At 67.7% G+C, this 12,022-nt stretch carries 11 protein-coding genes and 4 pseudogenes; 5 read left to right on the top strand and 10 right to left on the bottom strand.

What is annotated here, in order from left to right; genetic code table 11:
* Window positions 1-23 precede the first annotated feature (23 nt).
* Window positions 24-817, top strand: a pseudogene (locus AB5J51_RS39110) (helix-turn-helix domain-containing protein); the annotation flags it as partial.
* 216 nt (window positions 818-1,033) lie between these two features.
* Window positions 1,034-1,804, top strand: coding sequence for a hypothetical protein (locus AB5J51_RS39105; protein WP_369779966.1), 771 nt, complete (start codon window positions 1,034-1,036; stop codon window positions 1,802-1,804).
* A 135-nt stretch (window positions 1,805-1,939) separates the two neighbouring features.
* Here AB5J51_RS39105 and AB5J51_RS39100 read toward each other — a convergent pair whose 3' ends face one another.
* The 3 genes from AB5J51_RS39100 to AB5J51_RS39090 are packed head-to-tail and all read right to left on the bottom strand — an operon-like array spanning window position 1,940 to window position 4,050.
* Window positions 1,940-2,305 (bottom strand): hypothetical protein, encoded by a 366-nt coding sequence (locus AB5J51_RS39100; RefSeq protein WP_369779965.1) that lies wholly within the window; start codon window positions 2,303-2,305, stop codon window positions 1,940-1,942.
* A 12-nt stretch (window positions 2,306-2,317) separates the two neighbouring features.
* Complete coding sequence (locus AB5J51_RS39095) at window positions 2,318-2,536, bottom strand: hypothetical protein (RefSeq protein WP_369779999.1); 219 nt, start codon at window positions 2,534-2,536, stop codon at window positions 2,318-2,320.
* Between the two features lie 56 nt (window positions 2,537-2,592).
* The gene (locus AB5J51_RS39090; protein ID WP_369776996.1) at window positions 2,593-4,050 is read right to left on the bottom strand and encodes an NF041680 family putative transposase; all 1,458 of its coding nucleotides are present in this window, start codon (window positions 4,048-4,050) and stop codon (window positions 2,593-2,595) included.
* Window positions 4,051-4,584: 534 nt separating this feature from the next.
* Between AB5J51_RS39090 and AB5J51_RS39085 the strand changes: the two genes are divergently transcribed.
* Window positions 4,585-5,646 carry a beta-propeller fold lactonase family protein gene (locus AB5J51_RS39085; protein WP_369779998.1) on the top strand — a complete coding sequence of 354 codons (1,062 nt, stop codon included), beginning with the start codon at window positions 4,585-4,587 and terminating at the stop codon, window positions 5,644-5,646.
* Between the two features lie 30 nt (window positions 5,647-5,676).
* On the opposite strand, the pseudogene AB5J51_RS39080 reads toward AB5J51_RS39085, so the two are convergent.
* The 4 genes and pseudogenes from AB5J51_RS39080 to AB5J51_RS39065 form a co-directional block, all read right to left on the bottom strand.
* Window positions 5,677-6,348, bottom strand: a pseudogene (locus tag AB5J51_RS39080) (IS5 family transposase); the annotation flags it as partial.
* Window positions 6,349-6,564: 216 nt separating this feature from the next.
* A protein-coding gene (locus AB5J51_RS39075; protein WP_369779997.1) for an IS3 family transposase occupies window positions 6,565-7,811 on the bottom strand; the annotation gives its coding sequence in 2 pieces (ribosomal slippage) (window positions 6,565-7,472 and window positions 7,472-7,811; 1,248 coding nt in all).
* Window positions 7,812-7,836: 25 nt separating this feature from the next.
* Window positions 7,837-8,271 carry a GNAT family N-acetyltransferase gene (locus tag AB5J51_RS39070; RefSeq protein WP_369779996.1) on the bottom strand — a complete coding sequence of 145 codons (435 nt, stop codon included), beginning with the start codon at window positions 8,269-8,271 and terminating at the stop codon, window positions 7,837-7,839.
* A 36-nt stretch (window positions 8,272-8,307) separates the two neighbouring features.
* The gene (locus AB5J51_RS39065; protein WP_369779995.1) at window positions 8,308-9,384 is read right to left on the bottom strand and encodes a zinc-ribbon domain-containing protein; all 1,077 of its coding nucleotides are present in this window, start codon (window positions 9,382-9,384) and stop codon (window positions 8,308-8,310) included.
* 121 nt (window positions 9,385-9,505) lie between these two features.
* Between AB5J51_RS39065 and AB5J51_RS39060 the strand changes: the two genes are divergently transcribed.
* On the top strand, window positions 9,506-9,985 hold the full coding sequence (locus AB5J51_RS39060; RefSeq protein ID WP_369779994.1) for a hypothetical protein: 480 nt from the start codon (window positions 9,506-9,508) through the stop codon (window positions 9,983-9,985).
* A gap of 174 nt (window positions 9,986-10,159) precedes the next feature.
* Window positions 10,160-10,606 carry a hypothetical protein gene (locus AB5J51_RS39055; protein ID WP_369779993.1) on the top strand — a complete coding sequence of 149 codons (447 nt, stop codon included), beginning with the start codon at window positions 10,160-10,162 and terminating at the stop codon, window positions 10,604-10,606.
* Window positions 10,607-10,995: 389 nt separating this feature from the next.
* On the opposite strand, the pseudogene AB5J51_RS39050 reads toward AB5J51_RS39055, so the two are convergent.
* The 3 genes and pseudogenes from AB5J51_RS39050 to AB5J51_RS39040 form a co-directional block, all read right to left on the bottom strand.
* Window positions 10,996-11,472: pseudogene (locus tag AB5J51_RS39050) on the bottom strand (IS5 family transposase); the annotation flags it as partial.
* A 42-nt stretch (window positions 11,473-11,514) separates the two neighbouring features.
* Window positions 11,515-11,667, bottom strand: a pseudogene (locus AB5J51_RS39045) (transposase); the annotation flags it as partial.
* A 36-nt stretch (window positions 11,668-11,703) separates the two neighbouring features.
* On the bottom strand, window positions 11,704-11,994 hold the full coding sequence (locus AB5J51_RS39040) for a hypothetical protein (RefSeq protein ID WP_369779992.1): 291 nt from the start codon (window positions 11,992-11,994) through the stop codon (window positions 11,704-11,706).
* Window positions 11,995-12,022: the final 28 nt, after the last annotated feature.

Raw genomic sequence — 12,022 nt, 5'->3', positions numbered from 1 at the left:
TCGATCCGATCGCTGGAGGTGCGGTGGCCGAGCCTGTCCGTATGCGCAGACTGACCGATCAGGAAGGACAGAAGCTGCAGCAGATCGTGCGCCGGGGCAGCACCAGTTCGGTGCGTTACCGGCGTGCGATGATGCTGCTGGCCTCGGCCGGCGGGAACCGGGTGCCGGTGATCGCCCCTTTGGTGCAGGCCGACGAGGACACCGTCCGGGATGTGATCCACCGGTTCAACGAGATCGGCCTGGCCTGCCTGGACCCTCAGTGGGCGGGAGGCCGTCCCCGCCTGCTCAGCACTGACGACGCCCCGCCAAGCTCGGCCAGCCCTTCACCCGCTGGTCACGGCGCAAACTCGCCGCCTACCTGCGCAAAGTCCACGGCCGGATCATCCGCATCGGCCGCGAGGCGTTACGCAGCCTGCTCGCCCGCCGCGGCGTCACCTTCCAGCGCACCAAGACGTGGAAGGAGTCACCCGACCCAGAGCGCGAGGCGAAACTGGACCGGATCGAGGAGGCCCTGGACCGGTTCCCGGACCGGGTATTCGCCTTCGACGAGTTCGGCCCCCTCGGCATCCGGCCCACCGCGGGCTCGGGCTGGGCCGGACAGGGGCGCCCCGACCGGCTGCTGGCCACCTACCACCGCACCCACCGGGTCCGGTACTTCCACGGCTGCTACTCGGTCGGCGACGACTGCTTGTGGGGTGTCAACCGCCGCAGGAAGGGCGCCGCGAACACGCTGACCGCGCTGAAGTCGATCCGTGCCGCCCGGCCCGACGGAGCACCCATCTACGTGATCATGGACAACCTGTCCGCTCACAAGGGCCCTGGACGAACGCCTGGCGCAGCACTGTGCCAGCCGGTGGTGATCGCGCTGACCGTGCGGCCGAGCCCCCTGGGCCAGGCCCAGAAACCGATGCCACTTGTGATCACGGCCCGGCCCGACCAGGAACCGCTCACCCCGTCCGCCCGTCATGTACACGGGGGTTACCAGAGACTCAACACCCTTTACACTCTTCACGATCGAGGTCCGAGGAGATCCATGGCCGACACCGTCAACTCACTGGCCGCCCGTGTTCACGAACTGCTGGTGGAGGTCATGACCAACGGTCCCGCCGCGGTGGGCACCGCGGGCTTCCACGACGTCGTCGCGCGCGCCACGGCGCTCGGCCCCGACGGCACGTGGCTCGTCGCCGCGGGCCACGCGAGCCTCGGCGTCCTGGCCGTCCTGCACGGAGAGGCGGACCGGGCCATCTTCCACCTCGACGCGGCGGTGGCAGCCGGTTTCAACGACTGCGTGGCGCTCCACGTCGCCCCCATACGTCCGCTGCACGACGATCCCCGCTTCCGGGCCCTGTATCAGCGGATGCGCATCACCCAGGCCGACCTCGACGAGTTCTTCTGGCTGCACCAGGAAATGCAGCTCATGTCGCAGGACGCCCAGACAGCGGCCGTCGACAACATCGGCCGCCTCGACACCGGGGTGTCGCCGCTCCCGCAGGCCCCCATGCCGACCCGCGAACCGAACACCCCCGGCGTCCTGATCACCCGCATCGATCTCGCCGCGACCCAGACCGCGCTCCAACAGGCCGCCTTGAAGGCGGAGTTCCAGCGCAGCTCCGGCAATACCAGCCTCAGTCTCATCGACGACTCGTGGGACTACGACCGCGCCAGGCGCGACGCCTGGCACGCCGACGAGCTGGATTCCCAGCGCCTGCGGGCCGCCGAAGCCCGGGCTTTCATCGAACGCCCCGGCGCCGGCACCACACTCATCCCCTGCCCGCCGCTGGGCTCGATCACCTACCCGGGCTGAGGAGAAGCCTCACCGGCACAGTGGCCGGTGAGGCTTCTCCCCCGGCTCCCGTCCGCCATTTCGCGCGAGGCTGGTGAGAACCGGCTCAGAGACCGCGACGCCCCCGCCGGCCGGCGGGGGCGCGATGGCAGGTACTCAGGCTTGGGTGAGCCAGCCCTCTTCAAGACCGCCCAGAACAAACCCGTTCTCGAAGCGCACCCTGTATCTGATCTGAGCGCCGACTCCGGCGTCGAACCCTCCGGCCCGGATGAGCTGCTGACGGAGGTTGTCGATCACGCCGGCCGTGTAGCCATCGAACTGGACGCCGCGGATTCGCCGTTCGAATTCCGCGAGCCCGTCCTGGGCCACGCCGCCCGCTTCCTTTGCCGAGCCCGTGACAATGCCCTCCAAGCCTTCGGCCAGGCACAGCGGACCGGGGAAGCCAATCCTGGCCGCCGTGTCGTTCGCGGTGACCTGAACATCCCTGGTCAGCTTGACCTTCGCGCCGGTCTCGTACGGCATGGGTGTACCCCCTCATTCGATCTCGGCCGTGACCATGGCAAGCGTAATCGGGATGCCATGGAAGGAATGGGTGTCCGGCGAGATCAGGAGCCCCACGGCTTTCCAGGCCGGGCCCTTCGTATCGGCCTCGGCCTGCAACTGCTCGAAGATCCGCTCCCAGGTCAGGTCCGGCTTCTTGTCTACCGGCTCCAACCGCTCCCACTGGCCGTTCCTCAGATGGCCACGACGCATGGGCGGTAATCGTCCATGACCTTGATCCACTTTCACAACAGGCCCTAGCTTGATCTTTAACCCTTGCGGCGTGGGCGAGGAGTCGTGGACTTCTTCGTTTTCGGATTCGCGGCGTCTGTTTTGCGGACTGTGTGCACGTCGTGGCGGGGTGTGGGCTGGCTGTTCTTGCGGCCGGGTGGCCTGCCGGGGCCGGGACGGGAGGGTTTCGGTGCTCTGGCCGGGCAGGTGGTCTTGGTGCGGATGTGCCGGAAGTCGCGGCGGACGCGGGCGGGTGTGAGGCGGTCGGCCGATGCGGGTTTCTCCCATGGCCGGCGGAGGTCGGCTGCCAGTGGGCGGGCGAGGCGGAGTTGGGTGTAGGCGGCGAGGATCAGCCAGGTCCACCGATCCGCCGCCTCGGGAGTGCGGACCTTCGGGGAGGTCCAGCCGAGGCTCTGTTTGAACAGGCGGAAGGTGTGTTCGATGTCGAAGCGCCGCAGATATGACTGCCAGAGGCGGTCGACATCCGCGGGGTTTGCGTCGGTGCCGGACCACCACAACCAGACCGGCTTGGGGGTTGCTCCGCTGGGCAGACGGTCGATGTCCAGGCGGACCACAGTCCCGTCAATGATCGGGAGGGTGCCGTCCGCCGCGGCCCAGGAGGAGCGGTGGGTGAGTTTGGGGTGGAGCCGGTCCCAGGAGCGGGCGGTGGCGGTGCCGTAAAGGCGTGTGTCGGTGACGGTCTCGGTGTCCGGGGTGCCCCAGGTGTCGGGCTGGCCGAAGACGAACTCTCCTCCGTGCCGGGGCGGCCGCCCCATCGTGTGTGGCTGCCGGGACGGGGCGGCCCTGCGCAGGACGCGGTCCGAGCGCATCCGTGCCAGGACCTGGACCGGCAGATCCCGTAGCAGGTGGGCCAGGCGGGGTGCGTCGTATCCGGCATCCGCGACGACGAGGATGTCCAGGTCGCCGGTCTGCCACTGCCCCGCCGTGATGAGCCGCTCAACCAGTTCGCGGAGCTGCCCGGCAGTGACGGTGGCGGTGTCGTCCCCGGGCGCCAGGCGGAGCGCGTCCAGGGGTGCGGTCCATGAGCTGCGGCCGGGCTCCAGCGCGCAGATGATCGAGTACGGCCAGCCGGGAACGGGGATGTGCTGGTCCTTGCCCCGACCGTAGGTGTGGCACAGGATCCGCTCCGGCGAGGTGTGGGCGTCAGGCCGCAGCCAGCAGGTGATGTCGATGGCCAGGACCAGCTGGCCGTCGGCTGCCCGTGGCAGCGGAACCGCCGCCAGCGCGAGCCGCAGCCGACTGGTGTCGACCCGGCCATGGGCCACACCGGCGTAGAGCCCTCCATGGCCGCGGCGGTGTTCGCCCACCAGCGACAACTCGGCCAGTGACCTCACCGGACCGTTGCCGCACAGGATCGCGTCGGCCAGCTCGAACAACGCGTCCGAACGAGCGGTCAGGCAGGAGTAGAACTCACCCCGGAAGCGTGACAGTTCCGCCAACGGCTCTCGCCGGGCATCACGATGCAGCAGACTCATCCTCACGGCCTTCGCGCTGGATGTGAGTGTTTCCTTGGTCGGAGCACATGATCCAGACGAAGGCCGCTTCCGCGTGCGCTGGTTACCGAACCGAGTGATCGAGTTCGACGCACCGTTCGACCTCAGAGGTTAAAGATCAAGCTAGATGTGTTGTCCCGGGACGTTGGTGACACGCGTGCTGGGTGCTTGAACTGGGTGAGGGCCTTCTGGCTCGGTGTGGATTGCGGCATCTGCACCTACTGTAGGTTCTGTCTCTTTGGTCAGCGTCAGGTCCAGGTGAGGATGCCCGCAAGGTGGGGTGCGCGCCTGGTAGGCGGCGATCTGGTCGGATGGCTGCGGGATGACCGCCCGGGTTCCCCGGCGCCGGAGCGGCAGCCCGCCGCGGGAGCGTCCGAGGTTATGCCCTGGGTGGGGTTGCCCAGGGTGCGGCTGGTGTAGATGGAGTCGGCGTAGGCGGCGGCCACGATGCGCCGTTCGGTCAGCCTGAGCGTGAGCCTCACGTGGCTTTCCGCTCCGGAGTCTTAGCGTGGTCCCATGACGAGAAGTCAGGACCTGGCACAGCGAGCAGCCGTGGTGCTCTGTGTGACAGCGGTGCTAATGGGACCGGGAAACACGGCCGGCGCATCCGTCGGGACGACGGCAGTCGGGCTCTCCCCGCGGCCTGATGCCCTCGTTTACATCGCCAACCTCCACTCCGACACGGTGTCGGTCGTCGACACCGGCACCGGCACCGTCGTGGACAGCGTTCGCGTCGGGAACGGACCGGACAGCGTGGCCGTCAGCCCGGACGGCTCCCGCGTCTATGTCACCAATTCCGTGGCGGACACCGTATCGGTGATCGACGCCCGTACCAGGACGGTCATCGCCACCGTCGCTGTCGGGGACGAACCGAGCAGAGTGACAGTCTCTCCCGACAACCGGAACGTCTACGTCGCCAACGTCGGGTCGGACAACGTGTCGGTGATCAGCACCCGCACCCGTGCCGTGACGGACACCATTGCGGTGGGCGATGCCCCGCTGGGCGTGGCGGTGGCACCCGACGGGTGCACCCTGTACGTCGCCAACGCCGCATCCGGCACCGTCTCAGTGATCCGGACCGCCACCCGAACGGTCACCGGCACCATCCCTGTCGGCAGCGGACCGACCGCTCTGGTGCTCACCCCCGACGGCCGCCGCCTGTACGTCTCCAACCTGACCTCGGACGATGTGTCGGTGGTTGACGTTCACGACGGCGCGGAATCGGACCGCATCCCGGTCGGGGACCAGCCTGCGGGAATCGGGGTGCGACCGGATGGGCGAAAGGTATACGTCGCCAACATCGGGTCCGACAATGTGTCCGTGATCAGCACCCGCGGCCGTGCCGTCACGGAAACCGTCGCCGTGGGAGACGGCCCCAACGGCCTCGCTGTCGGCCCGGGCGGCTCCCTCGTCTACGTCAGCAACTTCGACTCGGACACGCTGTCGGTCATCGACACCTCGACAGCCCGCGCAACGGACACGGTGACCGTGGGGGACGGGCCGACCGGCGTGGCAGCGGTACAGGGAAATGCGGGCACGGCCCGAGGTTCGAACACCCCGCCGGTGCAGCTCGCCTGAGCAAGGCGCCGCTAGGTTCGGTCTCTTTGGTCAACGTCGTGCCCAGATGAGGATGGCGGCGAGGTGGAGTGCGGCCTGGTGGGCGATGGCGAGTTTGTCGCACCGTGTGGCCAGGCCGCGCCACTGCTTGAGGCGGTTGATGCAGCGTTCGACGGTGTTCCGCTGCTTGTAGATCTCAGCGTCGAAGCCGGGCGGGCGGCCGCCTCGGCGGCCTCGCCGCAGGCGGTGGCCGACCTGGTCGACTGGCTGCGGAATGACCGCGCGGAGGCCGCAGGTGGGACCGGATGGCGCGGGAGGAGTAGACCCGGTCCGCGAGCACGGCCAACGGCCGGGTTCGGGGCCTGCCGGGCCCGCATCGCGGCACGCGGATGCGGCCCATGACCGCTTCGAAGGCCGGTGCGTCGCCGGCCTGTCCTGCGGTGACGGTCAGGGCCAGGGGCCGTGCACGGTCGTCGGCGGCCAGGTGAACCTTGGTGCTCAGGCCGCCGCGTGAGCGTCCGAGGGCGTGATCGGCGGGCTCTCTGCGGCCTTCGGCCCCTTTTTGCGTGCTCCGGCGGAATGCTGGTGGGCTCGGACGACGGTGGAGTCGACCGATACGGTCCAGCCGATGTCGTCATCGGCGTCCGCGGCCGCCAGGAGCGCGGTCAGGATCTCCTGCCAGGTCCCGTCGACGGCCCATCTGATCAGCCGTTTGTGGGCGGTCGACCGTCCGTAAGGTCAAACGTCGGGTGTGTCAGAGCCGTCTCGTGGTGAACAAGGTGGTCCCGTGTACCACGTCCACTTCCTTCCGATCGGTCTCGGTGAACCCGACCTTGGCCAGCACTCTGCGAGAAGCAGTGTTCCAGTCCCAGACCGTGGCCCACAGACGTTCGTACCCAGACGGGGCCTTCCCCCGTGGTGGTAGACACGCTTCGTTGATCACGCGGCGAGCGTGAGCTTAGCTGCGTGGTGTCGGCGTTCGTATTCGTTGGGGCTGAGGTGGCCGTTGGCGGAGTGCCGGCGGCGGGTGTTGTAGCGGGTCAGCCAGGCGAAAACGGTTCTGCGGCAGATGCTGGCGTCGCCGTAGTCTCGGCTGCCCTGGAGGGTCTCGCGTTTGAGGGAAGCGTGGAAGCTTTCGCAGGCCGCGTTGTCGGCGCTGGACCCGACCGCGCCCATCGACCGGGTGACCTTCAACTGGTCGCAGAGACCTGCGAAGGCCCGAGAGCCGTATTGCGCCCCGTGATCGGAGTGAAAGGCGGAACCCTCCAGGCTGCCGCGGGTGCGGGCGGCCATCAGCAGGGCGTCGGCGACCAGGTCCGTGCGCATGTGGTCGGCGATTGACCAGCCGACCACCCGGCGGCTGAAACAGTCCAGCACCGTGGCCAGGTAGAGGAACTCGCCGTTCCCGAGGGGCAGGTAAGTGATGTCGCCCATGTATTTCAGGCCCGGCTCGGTGGCGGTGAAGTCCCTCTGGAACAGGTCAGGGACCAGCGCGGCTGCAGGGTCCGCGACAGTGGTGCGGACGCGTCTGCGCAGGCGGATGCCGGTGATGGAGAACCTTCGCATCACCCGGGCGACGCGCTTCTCATTGACGTGCAGGCCGGTCTCCTTCAGCTCGGCGGTCACCCGAGGGGAGCCGTAGGCGCCGCCGGACTGCGCGTGGACCTCGCGGATCCTCGTAGCCAGGCGCTGGTCGGCCCGCTGCCGGACCTGCCGGGCCTCGGCGCCGGCCAGCCACTTGTAGTAGCTGGATCTGTTCACGTCCAGGACCTGGCAGAGCTGCTTCACCTCGAAGGCGTCCCGGTGATCGTCGACGAACTGGAAGCGGCTCCTCACCAGTTCGTCTCTCCGGCGAAATACTTGGCTGCCTTGCGGAGTATGTCGCGCTCGGTCGCGAGTTTGCGTTCATTCGCCTCGAGCTCGGCCACCCTTGCCTCCAGCTGCCGGATCCGCTCGTCCGGATCCGCGGACGGCGTCGCCTGCCCGGCCCGGGCCGACGTCTGCCCAGCCCGGGCGGCGACCGGGCCGGCGCCTCGGCATTCCCGGTCCCTCAGCACCCACTCCCGCAGGGTGGCCCGGTTGATGCCCAGGTCGGCGGCGATGCTCTTGTAGGTCGCCCCGGGAGTGGACTCGTACAGGGCCACGGCATCGGCCCTGAACTCGTCCGAGTAGTCCTTCATCGCCATCGGCGGTCTTCTCGCTTCCTCCGGATCAAGCAGATCCAGTATCAGCGTGTCCACCACTCAGGGGGAGGCCCCACGATCGCGCCCATTCCAGAACCGCCAACGAGGCCTCGGTCGCGTATCCCTGACGCCACATTCGGCGTAGCAGCTCGAATGCCAGTTCCGGTTCCCCTACCGATCCTCGCCCGCTGTCGACCAGCCCGCAATAGCCGATGACGTCACGAGACGCCTTCCGTTCGACCGCCAGCAACCCGGTCGACCACACCTTGTTGGTGCGGATCGAATCCTCGAGCTCCGCGACCGTGGGGTGTCCGTCCGCGTCGATTCGGCGGTGCGGCGGCACTCGTGGATCACGTTCGGTCCACAGTTCACGCTGGACGACAGCCTCGTCTACCCGCCAAGGTCTGAGCAGCAGCCGACTCGTCTCGAGTAGAACCTCGCTGCCCGGCGCGCCAATAGTCATGACAGCAACCATCTCACGGGCGAACGCGCTGGCGTGTCACGGGGCGCTCGGTCGGTCCTGTCGATCGTGGATGCTCGACATGCGGAACAACCGAAATCCGGAAATCCGGTGGGCCCCCAGCTCCTCGTCCCGCCTGCTCGCCCACTTTCTCACACGCTCGATCGTCTCGTCCGGCGTAGGCATCGCCGAGTACACGACGAACTCCGCGTAGTTCGGGTTGTCGATCGGCAGTGGTGACAGTGGATGCTCGCGTAGCCTGGCCACCAGATACCCGGCGGCCAGCAGGTCACGGGACTTCTCGATGTCGAGGTCGGCCTTGTCCGCGTGCCAGTAGGAGCCGTCGTACTCGATGGCTAGCTTCCGCTCCCCGACCGTCTCGACCGTGATGTCGACGAGCCAGTTCGCGCGCCGAGCGAATGCCTCGTGCCGCACCGACTGGCCGGACGATGCCCGGCCGAAGGCGCGCTCCGCAGCGGCCCAGTGGTCAAGCTCTATACGGGACTTGCCGTGTTCCCGGCACTCGGGGCAGCCGCTGCCGTTCGCTCGTGAGGACAGGGCCGCCTGCCATGCGTGATCCGGGTTTGCGGAACAGATCCAGGCCGGTGTGAACAAGGTCTGGCTGGTCGGCCGAACCTGCCACGCGGACAACGGATTGGTCGGCGACCATTCCGCCGCCAGATGAGGGAAGTGGTGGGCGAGCGAGTCGAGGATCGTGCGGCACTCCGGGCAGCGCAGGCGCTGGCCTTGTTCCCGGCGGGCCGGTGTCTCCTGCCACTCGTGGCCGCAGTCTGGAGTTCGCCACCACACGAGCTTGCGTGAACCGGGCGACACCTTCGCCAGCTGAGTCTTGCCGTTCTTGGTCGGGTGCCATTGTGCGGCGATCTCGGCGTTGAGTCCGAATGCCTTGGGGTCGGCCTCGATCGCCTTGAGACGCGTCGCGCGTGTGTCCTGGCCGCGGCAGGACGGGCAGCCGTTACGCAGATACGGGAGCGGAGACTGGCGACGGCGGTGGCCTCGTGGGCAACGTAGCCGACGCTGCGAGTAGTCCGCGAGTCGAGCCTCCGGCTCGGCGGCTTTGCGCGGCTCCGGCCGACTGGAACGCTCAGTGGCCAATACGAGGTTCTGACCGCTCTTCCGTGAGAACTCCGCTCAGGGGTGCTTACGGCCATGCCAACGTCGTAGCTGCTGCGTATGGGGTATCGCCCTTGGTGGAGGGGCCTGGGATAGTCGAGGTATGGATCCCATTGCACCGGAGTCGGCTGATGAAGTGTTCCTGACGGCCGAGGAGTACGAGGCGGTGCATGCGGCTGTCCGCACCGTGGCTGGATCTAGGGGAGCTGGGCAGCCCCAGACGCTCAACTCGCTCTTTGAGCAGTGGGACGAGTTGGTGCACGAGGTGGAGGAGGGGTACGGATGGTCGGCTCCGGAACTCTCAAACGATCTAGGGTGTCGCACGGCGTTGGCCCATGTTTGGCGTCTGTTGCCGCCGCGAGTCCGCGCCATCCGTCAGCCTGAACTTGATGAGATCGACCGCAGGTTCCACGCCACCACCGTGGGCTGGCCGGGTCGGGATGACCAAGAAGGACAATGGTGGCTGCGGCGTGTGCCACGGCACCTTGAAGCGGAGACCTCCCAGCGCAGCACGCACGGCTGGCCCATGGGGTGGGACGTCATGGCGTTCCCGAAGCCGGAAGCGGTAGAGATCGCCGACTGAAAGGCGGCAGAACTCGGCGCATCCATCTCACCGGGCATGAAGGCTACGGCTGAGAGAGGATGCGGGCTCTGAACAGGGTGAACGAGGCTCTGCCGTACATCTGACGCTTGATCGTTTTGATTCTGTTGACGTGGCCTTCGACGATGCTGGAGCTGTAGGGCAGGGGGATCAGGAATGATCGCGGACCATTTCCTCGGGCAGCTGCTCGACAGGGTTCCCGAGACGAGAGCCGGCCTGGAGGAGATGTACGAGGACGAGGACGCAGACGGGGACGGGGGCGCGCCGATCGAGGCGCTGCCGGCCTCGGACACCGACCTGGACCTCTACGGGATCCTGCTCGACGGGCTGGTCAGGCCCGTCCTCCAGCCCGCCCTGGCGGCGCCGGAGCGGGACGAGGACCTGCTGAGGCGGTGTTTCGGCTTCGTCGAAGAGGTCTATGAAGTGGACACCCAGTACACCCGTGGCGCGGTGTACTTCCAGGTCCTGGAGAGCCTCCTCGACGCCCGTGAGTACCTGGACAACGCGGTCCCGTTCCTCCGGGGAAACCTCAGGGAGCCCGTCTCCAAGATGCTCAGGAACTATGAGGTCGAGGGCTACGAGGACGGCCTGCCGCCCCTCTGACCAGGAGCGGTAGCGGTACGGAAGGAAGACGCCGAAGTGGTGCCCGGTTCCCACCGGGCGCCACTTCGGCGTTCCGCGTCGTGCGAGCCGGTCGGTCGAGGTCGAACCGCTCGAGGTTCATGACCTTGCCGAAGCTGTCGGTCTCAGAGCGGGCGAGGTACGGGAGTGGCCCGAAGGAAGTGAGTGGCTCGTTCGGGACACGCTCTACAGATCAGTCATCATCCGCCGCAGAGATGCCGTCTCCGAAACCGGCGAGTGGCAACCTGTGTGGAAAGCCATGAAGGAACTCGCAGCACAGCATGGGGGACGGCAACGTGCGCCTCGTCGTGCGGTTCGATGACTGAGCAGGACACTGCGACCGCGCCTCGCCGCTGGGCGCCCCCTCCGGATCATCTCGCCGACCAGAGGAAGATGCCCGCGACGTGCAGTCCAGCCAGGTAGATGGCCGCTGTCTTCTCATAGCGGGTGGCGATCCCGCGCCACTGTTTCAAGCGGTTGATGCAACGTTCGACGGTGTTGCGCTGCTTGTATGCCTCACGGTCGAAGGCGGGCGGTCTGCCACCCCTGCTGCCGCGTCGCAGACGGTGGCCGCGTTGATCGGCTGGAACGGGGATGACCGCCCGGATGCCGCGCCGCCGAAGGTGTTCACGGATGGCCCGTGACGAATACGCCTTGTCGGCCAACACGGCCACTGGCCGGGTCCGAGATCGTCCACGCCTTCGCGGAACTCGCAGGCGGGCCATCACGTCAGCGAAGGCAGGCGCGTCACCGGCCTGTCCGGCGGTGAGGTGGAAGGCCAGGGGCCGGCAGTTGCCGTCGGCCGCGAGATGGATCTTCGTGGTCAGCCCGCCGCGGGATCGGCCGATGGCGCCGCAGCCGGTTGTAGACACCCCGCAGTTGCCGTACTTCTCCGGCAGCCGCACCCACTGTGCCCCGGTCTGAAACTTCCAGGCGATGGCGTCGATCACCTCTCGGTAGTCCCGCCACCGGCCACCCCGCTTCGGCGTCCGGTCCGGAAGCAACCGCTCGATCCGCGCCCACTGCGCGTCAGTCAACGGCACACCCGGAAAAACGATCGGACGATCTGGAAGAAGCGGCTACATGCAGCCGGCGCCATCGGCCCTGCCGACAGATGTCCACCAGGCGATCAATCGGCCGGCCATCGCGTCTGGCCTCAGGCCCAGTGGGTCGAGACCGAAGTGATCCTCCAGCTCGTGCCGCAGGAACTCCCCGATCTCCGCCTGGTCGGCGCCACCACGGAGGCGCTGGAGCAAAGGGGCGGGCATGCAGTCGTACTCGTCCTGCACGTCGTCACCGACGCCGATCGGATCCCACTCATTGAGCAGATGCCGCAGGTCGTTCTCGGTGACGTCGGTTCCAGATCCCATCGCTCCAGGGTGCCACCCGAGAACCACC

The organism is Streptomyces sp. R33 (assembly GCF_041200175.1).
GTDB classification, from domain to species: domain Bacteria; phylum Actinomycetota; class Actinomycetes; order Streptomycetales; family Streptomycetaceae; genus Streptomyces; species Streptomyces katrae_B.
This window is presented reverse-complemented; position numbering and strand designations above follow the sequence as displayed.

Bases quoted from the DNA above. Each gene is read 5' to 3' on its own strand.
- AB5J51_RS39105 (WP_369779966.1), top strand. From the start codon at position 1,034: ATGGCCGACACCGTCAACTCACTGGCCGCCCGTGTTCACGAACTGCTG.
- AB5J51_RS39100 (WP_369779965.1), bottom strand. From the start codon at position 2,305: ATGCCGTACGAGACCGGCGCGAAGGTCAAGCTGACCAGGGATGTTCAG.
- AB5J51_RS39095 (WP_369779999.1), bottom strand. From the start codon at position 2,536: ATGCGTCGTGGCCATCTGAGGAACGGCCAGTGGGAGCGGTTGGAGCCG.
- AB5J51_RS39090 (WP_369776996.1), bottom strand. From the start codon at position 4,050: ATGAGTCTGCTGCATCGTGATGCCCGGCGAGAGCCGTTGGCGGAACTG.
- AB5J51_RS39085 (WP_369779998.1), top strand. From the start codon at position 4,585: ATGACGAGAAGTCAGGACCTGGCACAGCGAGCAGCCGTGGTGCTCTGT.
- AB5J51_RS39070 (WP_369779996.1), bottom strand. From the start codon at position 8,271: ATGACTATTGGCGCGCCGGGCAGCGAGGTTCTACTCGAGACGAGTCGG.
- AB5J51_RS39060 (WP_369779994.1), top strand. From the start codon at position 9,506: ATGGATCCCATTGCACCGGAGTCGGCTGATGAAGTGTTCCTGACGGCC.
- AB5J51_RS39055 (WP_369779993.1), top strand. From the start codon at position 10,160: ATGATCGCGGACCATTTCCTCGGGCAGCTGCTCGACAGGGTTCCCGAG.
- AB5J51_RS39040 (WP_369779992.1), bottom strand. From the start codon at position 11,994: ATGGGATCTGGAACCGACGTCACCGAGAACGACCTGCGGCATCTGCTC.